Here is a 23470-nt window from a genome sequence, read left to right on the forward strand (position 1 = left end):
CCTCTCCCGATTGGCGTCGTTATAGCTGGTCGCGGATGCGCACGACCCGCGTCGAGTGCGTGGTCGGATCACGATACACGAGCGAGGTGCGGTCGACCTCCGCGCGTTCGTGCTGGATCCGGCCATGCACGATGAAATAGCTCGAATTGACGTCGACGAGGCTCGAGTCGATCGTCACGTTCGGCGGCGCGCCGGCGCCGCGCAGCGCGAGCTGCACGTCGCCGACGTTCCGGAAAAACACCGTCTCGCGGCGCGACACGAGCGCCTGCGCGGACGACACGCTCATCCCCGGTATCAGCGCCGCGATCACTTCGGCCGGCGCGGTGTTCATGTTCACGGGCGTGGTAGTCGGCAGCACGGTGACGAACGGGCGCAGCCGCGCGACCATCTCGGGCGTCACGCCGTCGACGTCGAGCAGGCTGTCGACGCGCGTCATCATCAGCGGCGCGGGCCCGCGGTCGCCGCCGGCCATCCCGGGATCGTCGGTGAAGCCGCTGCCCTGCAGGTCGCCGCTCGTCACCGGCGCGGTCGCGGCGTTCGCCGCGGTGCCGCCGCCGCCGGGCAGGTTCGGCATCTGGAACCGCGTGGCCGAATGCAGCAGGCCCGCGCGCACCTGCAGCGCGATGCGCTTCGCGAACGCGCTGTCGTAGCCAAGCGTCGTCAGCAGGCGCTGGAACGCCTGCATCTGCGTGACGTTCAGTTGCAGCACGCCGGGCGCCGGCGACGACACGAGGTTGCGCAGGTTGAACTTCGCCTGCGCGTCCTCGATCGAGCCGGACAGGTAAGTGTCTTCGGCGTCGGTGTCGTTGGGCGCGCCGATTCGGCCGAGGAAATCCGACAGTTTGGTCTTCGCGATCGGCACGCCCCAGATCCCGCCGAGATACGTGATGCCGGGCGCCGTATCGCCTTCGGAGCGCAGGATCATCCGGGTCCAGTCGAGCGCGCCGCGCGCGACCCACTGCGCCTGCGCGATCACGCGCTGGTTCTCGATCCGGCGGATCTGCACCTGCTGGCGCCACAGCATCCCCGACACGAGGATCGCCGACAGCGCGACCACGAGCAGCGCGGTGATGATCGCGGCGCCGCGCTGGCGGCGGGCAGGCATTCGGTGGAGTGGGCGCGCACGCATCGTCATTCCCCGACGAGGAAGATGCGCGTGACCGGCACGCGCAGCGACGTCGCGCCGATGCTGACCTGCAGCCCGGTCACCGCGCGCGCCGGCGGCGCGTTGCCGATCTGCGGCACCTTGAGCGCGTCGTTGTTCTGCGCGAGCGCTTCGTCGGCCGTCTGCAGGTTGGTGGTCCAGCCCACGCGCGGCACGTACAGCTTCGCGTCGATCGCGCCGACGCCGCCCATCAGCGCGACCCAGCTCCAGCCTTCGACGCTGCTGTCCTTCAGCATGGTGCGCAGCCGGTTCGTGTCGTCGATCGGCGGCGACGCATAGCGCACGACGCGCCCGCCGGCGATCCGGTAGCGGACCACCTGCAGCCGCGGCGCGACGCCCGGCACGTCGAGTTCGCGCACGATCTGCAGCGTATTGCCGGCGACGCCGATCGCCGGCTGGCCGGCTTCGTCGTCGGTCGCGGCGAGCCGCGCGTCGATGCGCATCTGGTCGAACATCTGCGCGAACACGCGCTCGTCTTCCATCGCGGCCGCGACCTTGTCGCGACCGCGCATGATCTGGTCGAGCCCGCGCCACGCGAGGATCGCGACCACCGCGAGGATCGCGATCGCGATCATCAGCTCGATCAGCGTGAAGCCGCGGGTGGCGAGGCGCGCCGGGCGGGCGGACGGGCGGCGCATCGGCGCGTCAGAGTGGACGGCTGGTTTCATTCGCGACCACCGTCACCATCTGCGCGAGCACGCCGGCGCGGCCAGGCATGCTCACCGAAATCCGCACGCGCCGGAACACCGGGTTCGGCGTGGTGCTCACGCGCTGCGTGCAGACCAGCTGCACGTTGCCTTGCGAGCAGTCGAAACTCTGCTCGCCGACTTCCGGCCACGCATGCGTGAGCCGCAGCTGCGCGAGCGCGTTGTCTGCGCTCCAGCCGGCGAGCAGCCGGCGATGCAGGTCGGACGCATTGGTCGCCATCGTGCCGACCGCACGGATCGACGCGGCGAGCGCGACCGCGATGATCGCGAGCGCGACCAGCACCTCGATCATCGTGAAGCCGCGGGATGAAGAAACGGGGAAGGGCAGGCGACGACGCATCGTCATTGCACCTCGTAGCGGCCGTTGCCGGTGCCGACGATCGTCGCGCTGCCGGCGGCCGAATGCAGCGTCACGCGCACGGGCGTGTCGATGCTCTCGGTGCCGAACACGACTCGGCTCGCGCGCGTATCCGACCCCGGGTAATCGATGTCCGCGCCGGTGACGCCGCCATCCCAGTCGCGCGGGCGCAGCAGGTCGTCGCGCAGCGTGCGCCAGCCGTCGGGCGAGCTCACGTCGAACTGGAAGCCGTGCGCGGTCGGCTGCCATGCGATCGGCCGCGCACGCACCTGCGCTTCGTCGCCGGCCGTCTCGAACAGCAGCGCGATGCGCTGCGCTTCCTCGCGCAGGTCGGTGCGCGGATTGCGCGTCAGCGACAGCGACGCGAGCGACACCAGCAGCCCCGCGATCACGAGCACGACCAGCATTTCGAGCAGCGTGAACCCGCGCGCGCGACGCCGCGCCGCGCGGTGCTTCATCGAGCCGCCATCGGCACCTGCCGGTGCGGACGGCACCGCACCGCGACGCACACGGCAATCGCGGCCGCAGCGGGAGGTCGTGCGAATGGCGAGCATGAAGAAGAACGGGAATGAAGCGTCGCGGCGATCAGCGCCGGCTTATTGCCACGAGCCGATGTCGGAGTCGTTGCTTTCGCCGCCTTCCTTGCCGTCGGCGCCGTAGCTGAACACGTCGATCTCGCCGTGCACGCCCGGGTTCAGGTACTTGTACCCGTTGCCCCACGGATCGTTCGGCAGGCGCTCGAGATAGCCGCCGTCCTTCCAGTTGTTCGGGATCGGATCGTTGGTCGGCTTCTGGATCAGCGCGTTCAGGCCCTGCTCCTGGGTCGGATAGCGGCCGTTGTCGAGACGATACAGCTTGAGCGCCTGCATGATCGTGCCGATGTCCTGCTTCGCGGCGATGCGGCGCGCCTCGTCCGGGCGGCTCATGATCTTCGGCACGATCAGCGCCGCCAGGATCCCGAGGATCGCGACCACCACCATGATCTCGATCAGCGTGAAACCGCGCTGACGACGCACGGCCGCGTTGCGGCGAGTGATCCACGTTTGCATGACTGACTACCTCTTTCCAAAAAATGTCGTCGATTGAGTGACGCACCCGGCGCACCGGACGATTGCCTGACGGCAACCTTCCGGACCGGCGGGCGCGGAGCACGCATTGTAAGGCGCGCATCGCCGAGGGCTTTCACTCAACGCAAATTTCACATACATCCGTACAATAGCGCGCATGAACGCGCTCTCGATCCGGATCCTTTCCCTCGCCCTCTTCGCGGGTTTGTGCGCGACGGCCACCTACTGGGTCGTCACGCTGTCGGCCCGCGAAGCGCCGCTGCCCGCCGCCGCCGCGCGGCTGCCGATCCGCACCGAGGACGCCGCGGCGCTCTTCGGCGGCCAGCTCGACAAGAATCCCGTCCAGGACATCCACCTGTTCGGCATTCTCGCGCTCGACCACGGCGGCGCCGCGATCGTCGGCGTCGGCGGCGAACCGCCGCGCGCCGTGTCGCTCGGCGCGGACGTCACGTCCGGCGCGAAGCTCGCCGAAGTCCGCCCGCGCTCGATCATCATCGACCGCAACGGCGCCCGCGCCGAAATCCAGCTCCCGGCGAACACGCCGTCACCCGCGATCTACATGCGCTGAACGATGGCGGCCCGGCAAACGGGCCGCAGCGTCACTGCACCATGTTGTTCAGCTCGATGATCGGCAGCATCACGGCCAGCACGATCACGAGCACGATGCCGCCCATCGCGAGGATCAGCAGCGGCTCCAGCAGGCTCGTCAGGAACATCGTGCGGCGCTCCAGCTCGCGCGCTTCGCCTTCGGCCGCGCGGTCCAGCATCGTCGTCACGTCGCCCGTCGCTTCGCCCGACCGGATCAGGTGCACCAGCACCGGCGGAAACGTCTTCACGTTGTTCAGCGCGCGCGACAGCGCGGAGCCTTCGCGCACGCGCACGATCGCATCGTCGATGTTCGCGCGCATCGCGCGGTTCGACAGCGTCTCGCCGGCCGCCTGCAGCGCGCGCAGGATCGGCACGCCGGCCGCGGTGAGGATGCCGAGCGTGCTCGCGAAGCGCACCGTGTTGTAGCCGCGCACGAGCTTGCCCGCGAGCGGCGCGGTCAGCACCCAGCGATCGAACGCGAGCCGGGGCCCCGCGCGCGACAGCGTCGCCTTCACGAACCACACGGCGAGCGCGACCGCGATCAGGATCGCCCACCACCAGTGCCGCACGAACTCCGACAGCGCCATCATCACGACCGTGAGGATCGGCAGCTGCTGCTTCGTGCTCGCGAACACGTTGACGACCTGCGGCACGACGTAGCTCAGCAGGAACGTGACGATGCCGAACGCAATCAGCGTAACGATGCCCGGATACGTGAACGCCAGCAGGATCTTCTGCTTGAGCGCATTGCTCTGCTCGATGTAGTCGGCGAGGCGCGACAGCACGATGCCGAGCTTGCCGGTGTGCTCGCCCGCCGCGACCAGCGCGCGGTAGATTTCCGGAAAATCGCGTGGATGCTGGCCCAGCGCATTCGCGAGCGAATGGCCGCCGAGCACTTCGGCGCGGATCGCGGCCATCAGTTCGCGAATGTAGTCGCGCTCGGCCTGCTCGGTCAGCACGCCGAGCGCCTCGTCGAGCGGCAGCCCGGCGATCAGCAGGCTCGCGAGCTGGCGCGTGAGGATCGCCTGTTCGCGCTGCGACAGCTTGCGGCCGAACGCGAGCCGCTGCGAACGCGCGCCGCGCGTCGCGCTCGCGGCCGGCTCGACGACGAGCGGCGTGAGTCCCTGCGTGCGCAGCTGGCCGCGCGCGGCACGCGCGCTGTCGGCATCGATCACGCCTTTCTGCGCGCGTCCCGCCGCATCGATCGCTTCGAAACGGAATGCCGGCATCGCGCTATGCGCCTCCCGTCACGCGCAGCACTTCCTCGAGCGACGTCGCGCCGGACGCGAGCCAGCGCTCCGCGTCGTCGCGCAGCGTGCGCATGCCTTCCGCGCGGCCGGCGGCGAGGATCTCGGCATCGGCCGCATTGCGGTGGATCAGCGTGCGGATCGACTCGTCGACCAGCAGCAGTTCGTAGACCCCGCGCCGGCCCGAATAGCCCGAATGCCCGCACTTGTCGCAGCCGACCGGATGCCACACGGTGCGGCCTTCCTCGTGCCGCTCTTCCTTGCAGACGGGGCAGAGCTGGCGCACCAGGCGCTGCGCGAGCACGCCGAGCAGCGACGACGCGAGCAGGTACGGCTCGACGCCCATGTCGGTCAGGCGCGTGACCGCGGACGCCGCATCGTTCGTGTGCAGCGTCGCGAGCACGAGGTGGCCCGTCAGCGACGCCTGCACCGCGATCTGCGCGGTTTCGAGGTCGCGGATTTCGCCGATCATGATCACGTCCGGGTCCTGGCGCAGGATCGAGCGCAGCGCGCGGGCAAAGGTCATCCCGATCCGCTCGTTCACCTGCGTCTGGCCGATGCCGGCGAGGTCGTATTCGATCGGGTCCTCGACGGTCATGATGTTGGTCGTCGCGGTCTCGAGCCGCGACATCGACGCGTACAGCGTGGTCGTCTTGCCCGAACCGGTCGGGCCGGTGACGAGCACGATGCCGTGCGGGCGGCCGATCAGCTTGTCGAACTGCACGAGCGTGTCGCGGCCCATCCCGAGCGCTTCGAGGTTCAGGCGCTGCGCGTCCTTTTCCAGCAGACGCAGCACCGCGCGCTCGCCGTGCCCGGTCGGCAGCGTCGACACCCGCACGTCGACCGGCCGGCCGCCGACGCGCAGCGTGATGCGGCCGTCCTGCGGCAGGCGCTTCTCCGCGATGTCGAGCTGCGCCATGATCTTGATCCGCGAGATCAGCGCGCCATGCAGCGCCTTCTTCGGGCGCACGACGTCGCGCAGCGTGCCGTCGACGCGAAAGCGCACGACCGACGCATTCTCGAACGGCTCGATGTGAATGTCCGACGCCTGTTCGCGCGCCGCTTGCGTGAGCAGCGCGTTGATCATCCGGATGATCGGCGCGTCGTCTTCCGATTCGAGCAGATCCTCGACTTCGGGAATGTCCTGCATCAGCCGCGACAGGTCGACTTCGCCTTCGACCTCGCCGACCACCTGCGCGGCGCTGCCGTCCTGGCGCGCGTACGCCTGGTTGATCGCCTGCGCGAGCTCGTCGGCCGGCACGCGATGCACGGCGATCGAGCCGAAGTTGCGGGCGATTTCCGCGAGCGCGGCGTCGCTCGTGCGTTCGCTGATCCACACCTCGAGCGTGTCGTCGAGCTGATGCGCGATCAGCACCTGGCCGCTCTTCGCGAAGCCGTACGGCAGCAGGCGCGCGGCGAGCGGCGATGGCGGCTGGCGTTCGCCCGGCGCGCCGTCGTGGGCGGAAGACGCGAGCACGTCGCTCACTGCGAGGCTCCCGGTGCGGTGGTCAGCGGCTGGGCCGGCACCGCCTGCTGCGGCACGCCCTGCGGCTGCGCGGGCGTGGCTTCCGGCAACGGCTGGGCCGGCACCGGCGCGACCTGGCGCTGCAACTGCTGGCGACGCATCTTGTCGAGATCGAACAGGTTGCCGGCCGGCGTGCCGCCCTGGCTCGGACCGATCGGCATCGGCGGGACGACCGGATCGTCCTTGTCGCGGATCACGTTGTTGTCCGACTTGTACGCGCCCGTCACACCCTGGATGTAGTCGTAGCGGTTGGCCGTGACTTCCTGCGCGGTGCTGCGATCGGAAATGATCACCGGGCGCAGGAACACCATCAGGTTCGTCTTCTGCCGCTGCTTCGATTCCGAACGGAACAGCTGGCCGATCCACGGGATGTCGCCGAGCAGCGGCACCTTGCTGTTCGACACCGCGTAGTTGTCCTGCATCAGGCCGCCGAGCACGATGATCTCGCCGTTGTCGGCCAGGATCGTCGACTGGATCGAGCGCTTCGTGAAGGTCGGGCCGGTCTGCGCGCTGGTGGTGCCGCTGACGACCGCCGAATCCTCCGTGTAGAGCTGCAGCTTCAGGATCCCGCCGTCGGTGATCTGCGGCTTCACGTGCAGCGTCAGGCCGACGTCGCGACGATCGTACGTGTTGAACGCATTGCTCGTGGTGCCGCTCGTCAGGTTCGAGTACGAACCGGTCGCGATCGGCACGTTCTGGCCGACGACGATCTTCGCTTCCTCGTTGTCGAGCGTGATCAGGTTCGGCGTCGACAGCACGTTCGCGTCGCTCACGCCCGAGAAATACTGCAGCAGCGCGCCGAGGCCCTGCACGCCGAACATGTTGTGCAGCCAGCCGATGTTGAGCCCCTGGTTCAGCCCCGAAAGGTTGGCCGCGAGGCCGGCGCCGGTACTGCCCGCGGTGCCGGTCGTGAGGTTGATGATGCTGTTGCCCGCGACGTTGCCGGCCGCCGCGGCCAGGTTCGTGCCGCCGAGGAACTGGCCGCTCGCGACCTGCCACTGGATACCGAGTTGCCCCTGCGTCGTCGAGTTCAGCTCGACGATCAGCGCTTCGATATAGACCTGCGCGCGCCGCGCGTCGAGCTGGTCGATCACCGAGCGCAGGTTCCGGTAAACCGGATCGGACGCGGTGATGATCAGCGAGTTGGTGGCCGAGTCGGCCTGGATCATCCCGCCTGGCTGGTTGTCGTCACCGCTCTTGTCCTTGTCGCCGCCGAGCAGGCCGCCGCTGCCGATTCCGCCGCTGGACGAAGAACCGCTGCCGTAGGACGACGACGACGAGCCGCCCAGGCCGCCCGACGGCAGCGGCGGGGTGCCCGACGTGCCGGTCGAGAAGTTGCCGCTCGCCGACGAACCGCCGTTCTGGTTGAAGCTGTTCGCATCGTTGGACGACGCCGACGAGCCGCTGTCGTTGCCGCCCTTGCCGAGCATCCCGCGCAGCGTCTTCGCGAGCTTCACCGCATCGGCGTTGCGCAGCGGCACGACGTGCATGTTGCCGGGCACCGCGCTCGGCGCGTCGAGCTGCAGCGCGAGACGTTTCGCGGCCGCGAGGCGCGACCCGTTCGATGCGCGCAGCAGCAGCGAATTGGTGCGCGGGTCGGCCGTGACCGACACCTTCAGCGTCGCGTCGCTGTTGCCGATCGCACCCGGGTCGAGCATCTTCTGCATCTGCGCGGCGAGGTCGATCGCGTTCGCGTTGCGCAGCGTCACGACCTGCACCTGCGCGCCCGCGGCGCTGTCGATGCCCGAGATGATCTGCGCGATGCGGCGCACGTTGTCCGCATAGTCGGTCACGACGATCGTGTTGTTCGCCGGGTAGGCCGTCACCGTGTTGTTCGGCGAGATCAGCGGCCGCAGCACGGGCAGCAGGTTGTTCGCCGATTCGTTGTGCAGCTCGAACACCTGCGTGATCACCTGGTCGCCACGCGCCTGCGGCGCATTGCCGACGTAGGTCGGCACGCCCTGCAGCTTCGCGTCGGCTTCCGGCACGACCTTCAGCACGCCGTGATCCTGCACGAGCGCGAAGCCCTGCATGCGCAGCGCCGACTGCAGCGTCTTCAACGCCTGGTCTTCCGGCACCGGCCGTTCGGCCACGAGATTGAGCTGCCCCTTCACGCGGGGGTCGACGATGATGGTCTTGCCGGTCGCGGCGCCGATCGCTTTCGCGACCTGGTCGATATCCGCATTCACGAAATTGAGCGTGACCTGAGCGTAGGCGGCCTGCGAGACGATGATGCCGGCCACGAGCAGGGTCGTGGCAACACGCCGCATAACGAAGCGATTTCTTGTCATGGATGAATGGGTCGATGCCGGCTCAGGCCACTTCCGGCGGTAGTGCTGGGATCCAAGTCCGAAAGAGGCGACATTAGCAGTTTTTCATGTCCGAAATATCACATTGATCCGAGGACTGTCTCACATACGACATGCGTCCGGCGAACCGTATGCAATATGTAAGGATTCGCGTCGCCCTCCGCATGCCGGCCCTCTCCCTTGTTTTCGCGATGAACCGACACGGAAATGCGGTATAACCGGGCTGCCGTATTCCTGCCTGTCGCAATCTGACGGTCTGCCGGTATGATACGGGCGGCGCGTTTCTCGTCGCACTAATAACAGGCACGGGTTTTCCCGAGCTTCGCGCAATTCCTTTTCGTTTCCGCACGATGAACAGACGGTTCGCTTCGATCGCGTTGATCGCCGCCGGCGCGTGGTTCGCCAGCGGCAACGCACGCGCCGATTGTTTCGACGAAGCGGCCAAATATCAGCAGGTCAATCCGCTGATCCTGCGCGCGATCGCGTGGCAGGAGTCGCGCAACCGGCCCGGCGCGCTGAACAAGAACACCAACGGCTCGGTCGACTACGGCCTGATGCAGATCAATTCGATCCACCTGCCGACGCTGTCGCGCTATGGGATCGGCCGCGACACGCTGATGGAGCCGTGCAAGAACGTGTACATCGCCGCGTGGCATCTCAAGCAGAAGATGAATCGCTACGGCAACACGTGGCAGGCAGTCGGCGCCTATCATTCGGAAACGCCATCGCTGCGCGACAAGTACGCGCGGCAGATCGCCGACATCCTGACGCAATGGAAGCTGCTGCCGCCCGCGCAGACCACTCAAGCCGCTCAAGCCGCGCAGTGATTCTGCGCCGCGTCACCGGCCGGCGCCGGGCCGGCCGCGCGCGTTTGATGCACAATGCGGGCTGACGCCGCCGTTTGGCCCGTGCGCGGGCCGATCGCGCCCCGGCAGGGCGCCGCGGCCGCTTTTTCATCTTTTCCGTTGGTGCATATCATCATGAATCCGGCAATGAAACAGCCGTTGCCCGTCACAGTGCTGTCCGGTTTCCTCGGCGCCGGCAAGACCACGCTGCTCAACCACGTCCTCGCGAACCGCGCGGGCCTGAAAGTCGCGGTGATCGTCAACGATCTCGCGGCGGTCAACATCGACGCGTCGCTCGTGCGCGATGCGCAGGCGCTGTCGCACCTCGAGGAACGCCTCGTCGAAATGTCGAACGGCTGCATCTGCTGCACGCTGCGCGACGATCTGCTCGTCGAGATCCGCAACCTTGCATCCGAAGGCCGCTTCGACGCGATCATGATCGAATCGACCGGTATCGCGGAGCCGATGCCGATCGCCGAAACCTTCACGTTCGTCGACGACGACGGCGCGTCGCTGTCGTCCATCGCGCGGCTCGACACGCTCGTCACCGTGGTCGACGCGTACAACTTCCTGCGCGACTACGGCTCCGACGACGCGCTCGCGACGCGCGGCATCGCCGCGTCGGAAGACGACGACCGCACGCTCGTCGAGCTGCTGATCGAGCAGATCGAATTCTGCGACGTGCTGGTGATCAACAAGGCCGACCTCGTCGGCGCGGACGATCTCGCGCGCCTGCAGCACATCCTCGCGCGCCTCAATCCGCGCGCGCACCAGGTCGTGTCGACGTTCGGCAACGTGCCGCTCGACGAAGTGCTGAACACCGGCCGCTTCGATTTCGACGAAGCCGCGAACGCGCCGGGCTGGCTCGCGTCGCTCGATCACGATCACACGCATTGCGACGACCCCGACTGCCATGACGACCATCATGCGCACGTGCACGGCGAAGCCGACGAATTCGGGATCGGCAATTTTGTTTACCGCGCGCGCCGGCCGTTTCACCCGGCACGACTCTGGGCGCTGCTGCATCAGGAGTGGCCGGGCGTGCTGCGCAGCAAGGGTTTCTTCTGGCTCGCGACGCGCAACGACATCGCGGGCTCGCTGTCGCAGGCGGGCGGCGTGTGCCGGCATGGCCCGGCAGGCTTGTGGTGGGCGGCGCAGGATCGCGCGGAATGGCCGGACGACGACGAGTTGCTCGCCGAAATCCGCACGGAATGGCTGGGCGATCTCGACGATCGCACGGTCGGCGATCGCCGGCAGGAACTCGTGCTGATCGGCATCGCGCTCGACGCCGACGCGTGGCGCGCGAAACTCGATGCGTGCCTGCTGACCGATGCGGAGTTCGCGCTCGGCGCGGCGGGATGGGCGGCGTTCGACGATCCGTTCCCGGCGTGGGATGTCGATTCGCACGACGACGACGATCACGGCGACACGCAGATCGTGCACGCATGATCGCTTGGTAACGGCTTGTAAAAGTAACCGTTAACTTTTGCAAGAGCGGCGCGAACTGTGGCGAAAATGCCGCGCGCGCCCAACAAAAAACCCGCCGAGAGGCGGGTTTTTCCTGGAACAGGCGCGGGTTTAACGCTTGTTGACGGCGTCCTTGAACGCCTTGCCAGCCGTGAACTTGACCGTCTTGGCTGCCGGGATCTTGATGGTTTCGCCCGTCTTCGGGTTGCGGCCCGTACGTGCTGCGCGCTTGCCCGAACCGAAGCTGCCGAAGCCGATCAGCTGAACCGCATCACCCTTCGACACGGCCTTCTTGATGACTTCGAGCAGCGTGTCCAGCGTTTCGCCGGTTTGAGCCTTGCTGGCGCCCGTTTGGGCGGCGACGGCGTCGATCAGTTCCTGTTTGTTCATTAAGGTTCCTTTATCAGGTTAGGTTGACACGAACAGCGCGAACGCGCCGATTATACGTGCGCGAACCGTGCCGTCGAGAGTCAGACTCCGACGACACAGCGCCGAATCCTGGCCCGCGCGACGCGCCCTCCGGCTTGCCGGCGGCCACCCCGCGGTACGGCGTTGCTATGATAGCGCAGCGCAAACCCAATAACGACAAGGGTTTCAAAGATTTTCATCGGTATTTCGCCGAATGAATCGTCGATTGCCCGTTTTTTGACCTGCGCCAACCGGACAGGATACGCAGCGCGGTCCGCCCGACCGCCGCCCCGTTGGCTTTTCCCAACGGCCCGTCGGACGGCCTCCCGCAATCCCTTGCCAGGCTTGGCTGCCACGTTTTTTGTTTCGCATGCCCGACCGACTTGTTTCCGCCACGCTCGCGCTTCGCGACGACGGCACGCTCGTTTCGCCCGAGTTCGGCACGCTCCATCGCGGCGCATCCGGCACGCTCGCGCACGCGCATCGCGCGTTCGTCGCGGGCAACGGGCTGCCCGCGCGCTGGCAGCGCCGCCGAACGTTCACAATCGTCACGACGGGATTCGGCGCGGGCGCCGGCTTCCTCGCCGCATGGGCCGCGTGGCGCGGCGATCCTGAGCGCTGCGAACGGCTGCACGTCGTCGCGGTCGAACCGCACCCGTTGTCGCGCGACGACCTGCGCCGCGCGGTGTCGCATATGGTTGCAGACACAACCATATCGGCAGACGTCGACGCATTGATCGATGCATGGCCGATGCTGGTGCCGGGCCTGCACCGGCTCGAATTCGACGCAGGGCGCGTGGTGCTCACGCTCGCGTTCGGCGATGCGATCGAGCTGTCGAAGAAGCTCGTCGCGCGCGCCGATGCATTTTTTCTCGATGGCGCCGCGGCGTCGAGCGACGGAATTCGCGCGCTCGCAAAAATGGCCGGCGAGCACGCAACGTTTGCGACGCATGCAACGTCCGATGCCGTGAAACACGCGCTCGGCGAGACAGGTTTCACGTTCCGCGAAGTCGACGGTCGTCTCGTCGGCGAATATGCGCCACGCTGGCGCGCGCGCCGGCACGAACCGCCGCATGCATTGCCCGTTGCAGTACGCCGCGCGATCGTGATCGGCGCGGGCCTCGCGGGCTGCGCGGTGGTCGAACGTCTGGCCGCGCGCGGCTGGGACGTCACGTTGATCGAGCGGCACGAACGAATCGCGCGCGACGCGTCGGGCAATCCGGCCGGCGTTTTCCATCCGTTGATGACGCGCGACGACAACGTCGCGAGCCGGCTCACGCGCGGCGGCTTCCTGCACGCGATCGCACGCTGGCGAGCCCTCGAACGTGCGGGCCATGCCTTCGCACGCAGCACGCGGGGGATGATCCATCTCGCCGAATCGGCCGACGATTTCGCGCGGATGCGCGACGCGTTCGATGCCTTCGGTGCGCCGTCCGACTACGTGACGCTGCTCGACGCCGACGCCGCGCGTGCGCACCTGAACCTGCCGGTCGCGCATGGCGGGCTGCTGTTTCCGCACGGCGGCGCCGTCTGGCCGGCCGGGCTGTGCGCCGCGCAATGCACGGCGGCCGGCGAGCGTGTGCGCCTGCTTGCGTCCACCCGCGTCGCGCGGCTCGAGCGGCGGGACGACGTCTGGCATGCGCTCGACGAGACGGGCGCCACGCTGGCCGACGCGCCCGTCGTCGTGCTCGCGAACGCAGGCGACGCCGCGCGCCTTGCCGGACTGCAGCACGTCGCGCTGCAACCGGTGCGCGGCCAGCTCACGCTGCTGCCGCCGGGCACGACGGCGCCGCTGCCGTGCCCGGCGATCGGCGACGGCTACGCGATCCCGCTCGACGACGGCACGCTGCTGATCGGCGCCACCTTCGAGCCGGACGACACCGATCCCGCGATGCGCGCGGCCGGCCACGCCGAAAACCTCGAGCGCGTGCGGCGCCTGCTGCCGGGCCTGATCGGCGAGTGGCCGGAGCCCGCCACGCTGCGCGGCCGCGTGGCGTTCCGCTGGGTCGTCGGCGATCGCCTGCCGCTCGTCGGCCCGCTCGCCGACGAAGCGCAGGCCGTTGCGAACGCACGCGCGCTGGGCGGTGCGCAGGCGCGCGACCTGCCGCGCATGCCGGGCCTCTATGGTGCATTCGGCTTCGGTTCGCGCGGGCTCGTGTGGGCGGCGCTCGGCGCCGAACTGATCGCGTCGCAACTCGAAGGCGAACCCTGGCCGCTCGAGCGCGAGCTCGCCGACGCGATCGATCCCGCCCGCTTCCTGATCCGCGCACTGCGCGCCCGCCGCGTCGGTTCGACCGGCTGACCGGTCGCACGCCTGCGTCACAGTTTCCCGATTTTTCCGTGCAAGGTTATCCACGCAACGCTGTGGATAACCGCGCGGAATCCGCGCGCACTTCGTGTGCAATCACAGTGGACGTAAACTGGGCAACTCGGCACTGCTGTGCAGCGGCCCGAAAGTTGCTCAACTCAAATGTCTGTGCACGAACAGCCTGTGCAACCGGTTATGGTTTCGCCAACACCTTGATCTACCAGCGTAAACCGGAGTTATCCACAGAACTGTGCGTCCTTTGTTAACTTCTACTACGTATATATACAAGTAAACCTTTGAAACCAAAGACCTGCGGTGCCGCACAGCGCCGCGAGTCGATTCAATCGGTTCCGGAGCGAAAAAGCTGTGGCACAATCGGTTTCCTTCGCGTTCGTTCGGCCAGGCGCCGGACATGCTTCAATGGAACGGTCGGCACGATTTCGAATCAGAATCCTCGAGACTGCGCAGTCCGTTCACACACCAGGCCGACAATCCAGATCGGCAACCTGAACGACGTTCCGCCCTGTGGTGGAACAGGCGGACCCCATGTACCGCCGTCGTCGAGCACAACAATCACATTCGGGGCGATACCCAGCCGGCGCGCATCCATTCCTGTCGCTTGACCCCGCGTCGCTGGCGGTTGCTTCCAAAGGAGAAGTCACCACGATGAAGTCGGCGTTCTCATTCCTGCCCAACTGGCCGCTTACGCCGGATGCCGTGTTCTGGGCCGGGCTCGCGCTGTTCGCAGCCGGCCTGTGCGGCGAGCTGTGCTATCGCGCGTGGCGCCTGCCGCGCATCACCGGCTATGCCGTGATCGGCCTGATCGCCGGTTCGTTCGGATTCGGCGTGATCGACGCGAGCACCGACGAAACCTCGCGGCTGCTGATGGATGTCGCGCTCGGCCTGCTGCTGTTCGAACTCGGCAGCCGCCTCGACCTGCGCTGGATCCGGCGCAATCCGTGGCTCGTCGCGTCGAGTCTCGCGGAAGCCACGCTGACTTTCGTGCTCGTGCTGTTCGTGATGCTCGCGCTCGGCGTATCGGGCATGGTCGCGCTGGTGCTGTCGGCGATCGCGATCGCGACGTCGCCGTCGATGGTGATCCAGCTCAAGACCGAACTGCGCGCGGAAGGGCAGGTATCGCAACGCCTGATCACGCTCACCGCGCTCAACAGCGTGTATGCGATCGTGCTGACCAAGCTCGTCACGAGCTGGCTGCACCAGGAAGCGTACGGCAACGTGTTCGCGACGATCCTGCAGCCGCTCTACCTGCTCGCCGGTTCGTTCATCGTCGCGTATCTCGTCGCGCGTTCGTGCAATTACCTGTTCCGTCACATGACCGCGACGATGCGCGACGAGCATTCGTTCGTCGCGCTGTTCGGGCTCGTGATGCTGGCGATCGCCGTCGCGCAGGCGCTGAAGCTGTCGACGCTGCTCACGCTGCTGCTCGCCGGCATCATCGTGAAGAACCTCGAAGCACGGCCGCAACTGTGGCCCGAGCATTTCGGCACGGCCGGCTGGCTGCTGACGGTGGTGCTGTTCGTGCTGACGCTCACGTCGTTCACGTGGGGCGACATCGCGCTCGGCGGGCTGCTCGCGATCGTGCTGATCGTCACGCGGCTCGTCGCGAAGCTGGCCGGCGTCGTCGCGTTCGCGAAGCCGAGCGGCCTCGGGATGAAGCAGGGCGTCGCGCTCGGCATCGCGCTCACGCCGATGTCCGCGCTGTCGTACCTGCTCGTCGACGATACCTACCAGCTTTATCCGAATTTCGACCCGCACCTGCGCGCGATCGTGATGTGCTCGATCGTGATCCTGCAGCTCGTCAGCCCGTTCGTCGTCTATCGCTGCCTGTCGGCGGTCGGCGAACGCAGCGACGGCAACTGATTCCGGAACCTGCCATGGCACTCGAAACCTTCGTCAATTCCGAACCGTTCACGTTCGGCGTCGAACTGGAGATCCAGGTCGTCAACACGCACAACTACGACCTGACCAAAGCGGCATCCGACCTGATGCGCCTGATCCAGGGCGAGACCTTTCCGGGCAACATCACGCCGGAAATCACCGAAAGCATGATCGAGCTGTCGACCGGCATCTGCCATTCGCACGAGCAGGCCGTCAGCGAGCTGCATGCGATCCGCGACGTGCTCGTGAAGGCGGCCGACCAGCTCAACGTCGGGCTGGCCGGCGGCGGCACGCATGCGTTCCAGCAATGGAGCGACCGGCAGATCTACGATGCGCCGCGCTTCCAGTACATCTCCGAGCTGTACGGCTATCTCGCGAAACAGTTCACCGTGTTCGGCCAGCACGTACACATCGGCTGTCCCGATCCCGACAGCGCGCTGTTCCTGCTGCACTCGATGTCGCGCTTCATTCCGCACTTCATCGCGCTGTCCGCGTCGTCGCCGTTCGTGCAGAACGTCGACACGGGCTTCCATTCGGCACGCCTGAATTCGGTCTTCGCGTTCCCGCTGTCGGGCCGCGCGCCGTTCGTGCTCACCTGGGACAGCTTCGAGGAGTACTTCACGAAGATGGTGAACACGGGCGTCGTCAACTCGATGAAGGACTTCTACTGGGACATCCGGCCGAAGCCCGGCTACGGCACGATCGAGGTGCGCGTGATGGACACGCCGCTGTCGGTCGATCGCGCCGCGGCGATCGCCTGCTACATCCAGACGCTCGCGCGTTACCTGCTGACCGACCGGCCGCTGAAGCTGTCGGAGGACGACTACCTGGTCTACACGTTCAACCGTTTCGAAGCGTGCCGCTTCGGGCTCGAAGGCACCTGCGTGAATCCTCAGACGGGGGAGCGCCGCACGATCGCGGAAGACATCCTCGACACGCTTGACCGGATCGCGCCGCATGCAGCCGAGCTGGGCTCGCGCGCGGCGCTCGACGAAATCGGTGCGCTCGCGAAGGCGCGCGTGAACGACGCATCGTGGTTGAGAACCGTTTTCAAACAGGAAAAATCGCTGAACGAGACGGTCCGGCAGCAGTGCTTACGTTGGCGTGAGTGAAAAAATGTTTTGCAGATTGCAGGATCGACCGAACCGGGATTCGCTGAACGGCGCTCGGCGCCGTGTCCCGCCGAAATCGTTGCCAGGCGTCCTCAAAATCTGTGGATAACCCGATATTCCACTGCAAAGTCAACGCTCTGCAGGCGGGATAACCCGGTGGACCATTACCATGCGGCCGATGGCCGATTCGAACAGGACAATGCCGGCGCGCCCCGTTTTGTGGGCGCGCGACATTGCGCGCACAACGAAAAATGACGGTTATCCAGTGATTTTCCACAGAATGCAGGGGATAACTTAGCTGTGCGATTTTCCGCTCTCGCTTAGAATGTCGGCTTTGCGGACACCGGAACGACGCGTGTCTCTCCGGTCGCCGCGAACGCGACCGCCGCGTGTGCCTCGCGACGGCCGTGCTGACGCACTCGAGAGAGTGTGTCTGTTTTGAGATAGACATTCGATCTCCACACTACGGCTGCTCGGCAATCCGGGCGGCGGCAAAGCGAAAAGACTATGAGCGAAGGCGTTTACGGGAACCAGGCTGCGGGACGTGTGACCCACAGCTTGCTGCGGTTGAGCACGGCCATGCGGAGCGAGGCATGGGATTGGGCGGAAGGCGCTGGCCTCACGCCGACGCAGGGCGAGATTCTCGTGCTGCTGCTGCAGCGCAAGGGCCCGATGCGGCTCGGCGAGATCGCACGCGAGACGCAGCTCACCGCGGCCACCACGAGCGATGCGGTCAGCACGCTCGAGACGAAGGGGCTCGTCGAGAAGCGCCGTGCGCTGGACGACGGCCGCGCGCTGGCCGTGCGCCTGTCGGCGCGTGGCCGCACGGCCGCGAAGAAGGCGCTGCAGTGGCCTGAATTCCTGACGAAAGCGGTCGGCAAGCTCGGCGCGGACGAGCAGGGCACGCTGTATCGCGCGCTGCTGAAGACGCTGCGCGAGCTGCAAGTGGCCGGTGCGACGCCGCCGCAGCGCATGTGCCTCACGTGCACGCATTTCCAGCCGGGCAAGCCGTCGAAGAAGACCGTGCATCACTGCGCGGCGCTTGACATCGCGATGTCCGACAGCGATCTGCGTCTCGACTGCTCGGTGCAGGAAGAAGCCGACGCGGCGACGCAGAAGAAGACCTGGAAGATTTTCGCAGGCTGACGTCCGTCGATCGACCGGGAGGCCGATGATGAACGCTGAAGTCGTGGCGATCCGCCACGTGCATTTCGAGGATCTCGGGAGCTTCGAGCAGGTGCTCGGCGAACGCGGTCGACGGGTGCGCTATGTCGATGTCGGATCGTCGCGGGTCGAGGTGCTCGACGTGCGTGAGCCGTCGCTGTTGGTCGTGCTCGGCGGGCCGCTCAGCGTGTACGACGATGCGCAGTATCCGACGATCGCGCCGCTGCTGGCGCTCGTGCGCCAGCGTATCGACGCGGGATTGCCGATCCTCGGTATCTGCCTCGGCGCGCAGTTCATCGCGCGGGCACTCGGCGCACGCGTCTATCCGGCCGCGCAGCACGAACTCGGCTGGGCGCCGCTGACGCTCACCGACGCCGGCCGTGCATCGCCGCTGCGCCATCTCGATGGCGCGACGACGTCGATGCTGCACTGGCATGGCGATACGTTCGACCTGCCGGGCGGTGCGATCCATCTCGCGTCGACGCCGGCCTGCCGCCACCAGGCCTTCGCCTGGGGGCAGCACGTGCTGGCGCTGCAATGTCATCCCGAGATCCGCACCGATCGCTTCGAACCGTGGCTGATCGCGAACGCCGGCGAAATCACCGCGACGCCCGGCGTCGACGCGCGCCAGCTGCGTGCCGATACCGCGCAGCACGGGCCCGTGCTCGAGGCGGCCGCACGGCACATGTTCGCGGAGTGGCTCGGCAGCGTCGGGCTCTGACGTCGCGGGCGGCTCCGCCCGCTGCACAGGTTCGGCCCGACCCGCATCCGTTGCGGGCCGGCGCCTCGCCGTACACCGCGCATTCCGCGCACTGCCGGCGCCCGGCCGGCCGTACCTGACCATCCGCTTACTGCCGATCGCGCCATCTGCACGCTTCAGGCGTGCGTGCTACGCTCGTCCGCTCTTCCCCTTTCCTGACGAGCGGCTTCCATGACTGCGCTGTTTTCTCCGTTCACGCTGCGCGGCGTGACCCTTCCGAACCGGATCGTGATTTCCCCGATGTGCCAGTACTCGGCCGAACGCGGCGAAGCGACCGACTGGCACATGATTCACCTCGGCCATCTCGCGCTGTCGGGCGCGGGGCTGCTGTGCATCGAGGCGACCGCGGTGGAACCCGACGGGCGCATCACGCATGGCGACCTCGGCCTGTGGGACGACGTGACCGAAGCCGCGCTGAAGCCGGTGCTCGCCGCGATCCGCAAGCATTCGCCGGTCCGTATCGCGATGCAGTTGTCGCATGCGGGGCGCAAGGCGTCGAGCGCGGCGCCCTGGGAGGGCGGCCAGCTCGTGCCGGTCGCCGATGGCGGCTGGTTGCCGCATGGACCGTCGGCCGTGCCGCACAAGGACGGCGAGATGCCGCCCCTCGCGCTCGATGCCGCGGGCCTGAACCGCATCCGCGAAGCCTTCGCGGCGTCGGCGAAGCGTGCCGCGCGGCTCGGCATCGATGCGATCGAAGTACACGCGGCGCACGGCTACCTGCTGCATCAGTTCCTGTCGCCACTCGCGAATCAGCGCACCGACGAATACGGCGGCTCGCGCGACAACCGGATGCGGTTTCCGCTCGAGATTTTTGAGATCGTGCGCGCGGCGTTTCCGGAAGACCGGCCGGTCGGCGTGCGCGTGTCCGCGACCGACTGGGTCGAAGGCGGCTGGGAGCTCGACGATACGATCGCGTTCGCGCACGAACTGAAGCGCCGCGGCTGCGACTGGATCGACGTGTCGTCCGGCGGCGTGTCGCCGCTGCAGAAGATTCCGCTGTCGCCCGGCTACCAGGTGCCGTTCGCGCAGGCCGTGAAGCGCGCGGTCGGCATGCCGACGATCGCGGTCGGGCTGATCAACGAGCCCGCGCACGCGAACCGGCTGATCGAGGCCGGCGATGCCGATTTCGTCGCGATGGCGCGTGCGATGCTGTACGACCCGCGCTGGCCGTGGCACGCGGCGGCCGAGCTCGGCGCGCAGGTGACGGCGCCGCCGCAATACTGGCGCTCGCAGCCGCGCGAGCACAAGGCGCTGTTCGGCGACGTCGCATTCGGCCAGCGCTGAGTACATCGCGCAATATTGCGCGCGATGTTGAACGAAGCAATCTTGAACGTGTAGGATGCGGGTGATTCGCCGCATGCCCCGACGCGGCACCGACCGGTGCCGCGTTTTCGTTTTGCGCGGCGCCCGGCCGCGATCGCGGCTGCTTCCCTTCAGGTCGTCTTCACAAGGATTGGTTCGATGAGTTCACGCAGGATCGCGGTGCGCCGCTCGGGAGTACACGGCAAGGGCGTGTTCGCCGTGGCGCCGATCAAGGCCGGCGAGCGCGTAGTGGAATACAAGGGCGAGCGAATCTCGTGGAAGGAAGCGCTGCGCCGTCATCCGCACGACCCGAGCGAGCCGAACCATACGTTCTACTTCGCACTGGACGAAGGCGGCGTGATCGACGGCAAGATCGACGGCAACAGCGCGCGCTGGATCAACCATTCGTGCGCGCCGAACTGCGAAGCCGAGGAAGTCAAAGGCCGTGTGTACATCCACGCGCTGCGCGACATTGAACCGGAAGAGGAACTGTTCTACGACTACGGCCTCGTGATCGACGCGAAGCTGACGAAGAAGCTCAAGCGCGAATACGCGTGCCACTGCGGTGCGGAGTCGTGCCGCGGCACGTTGCTCGCGACGTCCGACGAAGGCGGGAAGAAGAAAAAGAAGAAGGACAAGAAGGACGGCAAGTCGGCGTCCGGTTCGAAGGACAAGAAGCACAAGAAGTGATGCAGGCGGCAGCGCATCGCGCGCTGTCGTTGTCGTTTCAGCCGACGGTTGCCGCATCGTGGCGGCCCGTCATTCGCTTTCCGTCTTTCCGTTCCTGTTCCGGCCGGCTGCCCGGTCGACGGGCACGCGGTTGCCCGCCGAACATCGCGCCGCTCAGTGCGTCGGCGCCGCGGCCGGCGTTTCGCTGGCCGGCTTCTCCGTACGCGCGGCGAGCGGCACCCGCACCACGAAGCGCGAGCCGCCTTCCGGTGCATCCTCGTACGACACGGTGCCGCCGTGCATCGCGATGATGTCGTGCACGATCGCGAGCCCGAGCCCGGCGCCCGTCTCGACGCCATTGCCGCTTTGCGCGTCGCCACGGAAGAAGCGCTTGAACAGGTCGGCCTGCTGGTTCGCGGGCACGCCGGGGCCGTTGTCCTCGACGACGATCTCGGCGGCCGGCTGGTTGCCCTCGAGCGCGGCACGCGCGACGTTCACCGTGATCCGCGCGCCGTCCGGCCGCGCGAGCGGCACGTACTTCAGCGCATTGTCGAGCAGGTTCGCGATCACCTCGCGCAGCAGCACCGGGTTGCCGCGCACGATCAGCTTCTCGTCGTCGCCCGGGTCGTCGCTGCGCTGGAAGCCGAGGTCGACATGCGACGCGAGCGCGCGCGGCACCCATTCGGCGCCCGTCTCGAACGCCATCGCCGCGAGGTCGACGTCGACGAAGCGCGCGGCCTGTTCGCCCGGCTCGGCACGCGCGAGCGACAGCAGCTGATTGGACAGCCGCACCGCGCGGTCGGCGGCCGCGCGCAGCTCGCGTACCGCGGCGAAGGTCTGGTGCGGGTCGCGCGCGACGGCCGCCTGCTCGGCATGCAGCTTCACCGCGGTGAGCGGCGTGCGCAACTGGTGCGCGGCGTCGGCGATGAACTTGCGCTGCGCGTCGAGCGCGGTCTTCAGACGGCCGAGCAGCGCGTTCATCGCGCTCGTCAGCGGCCGGATCTCCAGCGGCACGTCGGTTTCGTCGACCGGCTCCAGCGACGTGTGGGTCTGCCGGTTCAGCGAATCCGCGAGATGCGTGAGCGGGCCGAGCTGCTGGTTCACGACGCGCCACACGATCCCCCAGCCCGCGAGCAGCAGCAGGAGCAGCGGCATCATGATCGCGACGAGGAATTCGGCCGCGATCCGGTAGCGGTGCCGCACCGGCTGCGCGACTTCGACGACCATCGGCTTGCCGCCCTCGACGTCGTCGACGCGCACCTGCGCGACCCGCACCGCGCGATTGTCGTACTCGGCCTCGAACACGTACGCATGGTGCATGCGGCGCACGTTGATGCCCTGCAGCGGCAGTTTCGGATCGCCGGCGAGTTCCTGTTCGCCGTCGCTGATCCGGTAGATCAGCGCTTCGGCCGGATCGGAGAACATCGCCTGCGCGAGCGGCGGCACCGTGAACGGCGCGTCGGGGCCGGCGATCTGGATCTGTTTGGAGATGGCGGTCGCGAGATCGGCGAGCGAGCGGTCGATCACGTGCTGCGTGTACTGCCACGCGAGCCAGTAGGCGATCAGGCCGCTCATCAGCGCGAGCATCGACAGCGGGGCGGCGAGGCGCCGGAGCAGCGAGCGGCGCAGGCTGGTGGTCACAGCCGGATCAGGAGACATTTCGACGGGCAAATGGATGAGCGCCGCTCACGGGGAGCGGCGCGGTCGTGCGCCGGGCGGCGACGCGCAAGCCGCACGCAGGCGCGCCGCGGCACGCGGCCGGCCGGCGCGCGGCGTCGCTCAGACGCTCGCCGTCTGGCGGATTTCCTGCAGCAGGTAGCCGAAGCCGCGCACGGTGACGATTTCGACCCGGCACTGCTCGAGTTTCTTGCGCACGCGGTGCACGTAGACTTCGATCGCGGTGTCGCCGAGATCGCCGCCGAAGTGCGTGAGGTGATCCTGCAACTGCGCCTTGCTGACGACGCGGCCGTGACGCAGCAGCAGCATTTCGAGCACCGCGAATTCGCGCGGCGACAGTTCGAGCGGCTTGTCGTCGTTGAAGATGCGGCGGTCGACGCCCGACAGGCGGACGCCGCCGAGCGACACTTCCGGACGCGGCATGTCGCTGTGCGGGCCGCTGCGGCGCATCACCGCGCGGATGCGCGCTTCGAGCTCGGCCGGCTCGAACGGCTTGAGCATGTAGTCGTCGGCGCCGGAGTTCAGGCCCTGGATCCGGTCGTTCAGCTCGTCGCGCGCGGTCAGCACGATCACGGGCGTGTGGCGGTTGGTCTGGCGGAAGCGCGTGAGCAGCGTCATTCCGTCGATGCCCGGCAGGCCGAGGTCGAGGATCACGAGTTCGTGGCGGTTCTGTGCCAGCGCCTGTTCGGCAAAGATGCCGTCATGCACCATGTCGACGGTGAAGCCAGCCTGCTCGAGGCTGCTCTGGATACCGCGTGCGATGGGGCGGTCGTCTTCGATCAGAAGGAGTCGCATGAAGTTCGCTCAAGTACAATGGGTTGGCGGTTCAGGCACGCGGACAGCACGACGCCGTTTCCACAGGGGCGCCGCCTCGCCTGACATCAAGCATGGCG

At 67.4% G+C, this 23470-nt stretch carries 21 protein-coding genes; 10 read left to right on the forward strand and 11 right to left on the reverse strand.

The window, feature by feature from the left end; all coding sequences use genetic code 11:
- Nucleotides 1-19: 19 nt before the first annotated feature.
- From gspK to gspG, 5 genes are read right to left on the reverse strand one after another with little or no spacing between them, the layout of a single operon-like run.
- Nucleotides 20-1129 carry a type II secretion system minor pseudopilin GspK gene (gene gspK / locus KU887_RS00310; protein WP_077190338.1) on the reverse strand — a complete coding sequence of 370 codons (1110 nt, stop codon included), beginning with the start codon at nucleotides 1127-1129 and terminating at the stop codon, nucleotides 20-22.
- A gap of 2 nt (nucleotides 1130-1131) precedes the next feature.
- Nucleotides 1132-1833, reverse strand: a complete 702-nt coding sequence (locus tag KU887_RS00315; protein WP_102898891.1) for a type II secretion system protein J — start codon at nucleotides 1831-1833, stop codon at nucleotides 1132-1134.
- Nucleotides 1811-2212, reverse strand: coding sequence for a type II secretion system minor pseudopilin GspI (gene gspI / locus KU887_RS00320; protein ID WP_012492988.1), 402 nt, complete (start codon nucleotides 2210-2212; stop codon nucleotides 1811-1813). The genes KU887_RS00315 and gspI overlap by 23 nt, the downstream gene beginning before the upstream one ends.
- Nucleotides 2213-2214: 2 nt before the next feature.
- Nucleotides 2215-2784, reverse strand: a complete 570-nt coding sequence (locus KU887_RS00325; protein ID WP_006491630.1) for a GspH/FimT family pseudopilin — start codon at nucleotides 2782-2784, stop codon at nucleotides 2215-2217.
- Between the two features lie 42 nt (nucleotides 2785-2826).
- On the reverse strand, nucleotides 2827-3279 hold the full coding sequence (gene gspG / locus KU887_RS00330) for a type II secretion system major pseudopilin GspG (RefSeq protein WP_012492990.1): 453 nt from the start codon (nucleotides 3277-3279) through the stop codon (nucleotides 2827-2829).
- A gap of 175 nt (nucleotides 3280-3454) precedes the next feature.
- Between gspG and KU887_RS00335 the strand changes: the two genes are divergently transcribed.
- Nucleotides 3455-3865: a type II secretion system protein N gene (locus KU887_RS00335; protein ID WP_006496338.1), complete on the forward strand. Its 411-nt coding sequence runs from the start codon at nucleotides 3455-3457 to the stop codon at nucleotides 3863-3865.
- A gap of 31 nt (nucleotides 3866-3896) precedes the next feature.
- Here the strand turns inward: KU887_RS00335 and gspF are convergent, their stop codons facing one another.
- The 3 genes from gspF to gspD are packed head-to-tail and all read right to left on the reverse strand — an operon-like array spanning nucleotide 3897 to nucleotide 8948.
- Complete coding sequence (gene gspF, locus KU887_RS00340) at nucleotides 3897-5114, reverse strand: type II secretion system inner membrane protein GspF (RefSeq protein WP_060213113.1); 1218 nt, start codon at nucleotides 5112-5114, stop codon at nucleotides 3897-3899.
- 4 nt (nucleotides 5115-5118) lie between these two features.
- Entirely contained in the window at nucleotides 5119-6618 is a 1500-nt protein-coding gene (gene gspE / locus KU887_RS00345) for a type II secretion system ATPase GspE (RefSeq protein WP_006496336.1), read from the reverse strand.
- Nucleotides 6615-8948 (reverse strand): type II secretion system secretin GspD, encoded by a 2334-nt coding sequence (gene gspD, locus KU887_RS00350; protein WP_012492992.1) that lies wholly within the window; start codon nucleotides 8946-8948, stop codon nucleotides 6615-6617. The genes gspE and gspD overlap by 4 nt, the downstream gene beginning before the upstream one ends.
- 368 nt (nucleotides 8949-9316) lie before the next feature.
- Here gspD and KU887_RS00355 point away from each other — a divergent pair, with 368 nt between their 5' ends.
- Nucleotides 9317-9793 carry a lytic transglycosylase domain-containing protein gene (locus KU887_RS00355; protein ID WP_258251604.1) on the forward strand — a complete coding sequence of 159 codons (477 nt, stop codon included), beginning with the start codon at nucleotides 9317-9319 and terminating at the stop codon, nucleotides 9791-9793.
- 153 nt (nucleotides 9794-9946) lie between these two features.
- A complete protein-coding gene (locus tag KU887_RS00360; protein ID WP_309138165.1) occupies nucleotides 9947-11260 on the forward strand; it encodes a GTP-binding protein in 1314 nt (437 codons plus the stop codon).
- A gap of 129 nt (nucleotides 11261-11389) precedes the next feature.
- Here KU887_RS00360 and KU887_RS00365 read toward each other — a convergent pair whose 3' ends face one another.
- Nucleotides 11390-11668 (reverse strand): HU family DNA-binding protein, encoded by a 279-nt coding sequence (locus tag KU887_RS00365; protein ID WP_006401505.1) that lies wholly within the window; start codon nucleotides 11666-11668, stop codon nucleotides 11390-11392.
- A gap of 388 nt (nucleotides 11669-12056) precedes the next feature.
- On the opposite strand from KU887_RS00365, the gene mnmC reads away from it, so the two are divergent.
- From mnmC to KU887_RS00400, 7 genes are all read left to right on the forward strand, one after another.
- Nucleotides 12057-13988, forward strand: coding sequence for a bifunctional tRNA (5-methylaminomethyl-2-thiouridine)(34)-methyltransferase MnmD/FAD-dependent 5-carboxymethylaminomethyl-2-thiouridine(34) oxidoreductase MnmC (gene mnmC / locus KU887_RS00370; RefSeq protein ID WP_258251878.1), 1932 nt, complete (start codon nucleotides 12057-12059; stop codon nucleotides 13986-13988).
- A 672-nt stretch (nucleotides 13989-14660) separates the two neighbouring features.
- Complete coding sequence (locus KU887_RS00375; RefSeq protein ID WP_006490002.1) at nucleotides 14661-15875, forward strand: cation:proton antiporter; 1215 nt, start codon at nucleotides 14661-14663, stop codon at nucleotides 15873-15875.
- 14 nt (nucleotides 15876-15889) lie between these two features.
- Nucleotides 15890-17005, forward strand: a complete 1116-nt coding sequence (locus KU887_RS00380; RefSeq protein WP_059721130.1) for a YbdK family carboxylate-amine ligase — start codon at nucleotides 15890-15892, stop codon at nucleotides 17003-17005.
- A gap of 507 nt (nucleotides 17006-17512) precedes the next feature.
- Complete coding sequence (locus KU887_RS00385) at nucleotides 17513-18151, forward strand: MarR family winged helix-turn-helix transcriptional regulator (RefSeq protein WP_006489994.1); 639 nt, start codon at nucleotides 17513-17515, stop codon at nucleotides 18149-18151.
- Nucleotides 18152-18179: 28 nt separating this feature from the next.
- The gene (locus KU887_RS00390; RefSeq protein WP_048988798.1) at nucleotides 18180-18890 is read left to right on the forward strand and encodes a glutamine amidotransferase; all 711 of its coding nucleotides are present in this window, start codon (nucleotides 18180-18182) and stop codon (nucleotides 18888-18890) included.
- Nucleotides 18891-19100: 210 nt separating this feature from the next.
- Complete coding sequence (locus KU887_RS00395) at nucleotides 19101-20213, forward strand: NADH:flavin oxidoreductase/NADH oxidase (RefSeq protein ID WP_258251879.1); 1113 nt, start codon at nucleotides 19101-19103, stop codon at nucleotides 20211-20213.
- Between the two features lie 177 nt (nucleotides 20214-20390).
- Complete coding sequence (locus KU887_RS00400; RefSeq protein ID WP_006491632.1) at nucleotides 20391-20921, forward strand: SET domain-containing protein; 531 nt, start codon at nucleotides 20391-20393, stop codon at nucleotides 20919-20921.
- A gap of 153 nt (nucleotides 20922-21074) precedes the next feature.
- Here the strand turns inward: KU887_RS00400 and KU887_RS00405 are convergent, their stop codons facing one another.
- Nucleotides 21075-22559, reverse strand: coding sequence for a sensor histidine kinase (locus tag KU887_RS00405; protein ID WP_012492237.1), 1485 nt, complete (start codon nucleotides 22557-22559; stop codon nucleotides 21075-21077).
- Nucleotides 22560-22679: 120 nt separating this feature from the next.
- Nucleotides 22680-23372, reverse strand: coding sequence for a response regulator transcription factor (locus KU887_RS00410; protein ID WP_006401494.1), 693 nt, complete (start codon nucleotides 23370-23372; stop codon nucleotides 22680-22682).
- Nucleotides 23373-23470 lie beyond the last annotated feature (98 nt).

It is taken from the genome of Burkholderia sp. EMB26, assembly GCF_024730645.1.
In the GTDB taxonomy this organism is placed as follows: domain Bacteria; phylum Pseudomonadota; class Gammaproteobacteria; order Burkholderiales; family Burkholderiaceae; genus Burkholderia; species Burkholderia cenocepacia.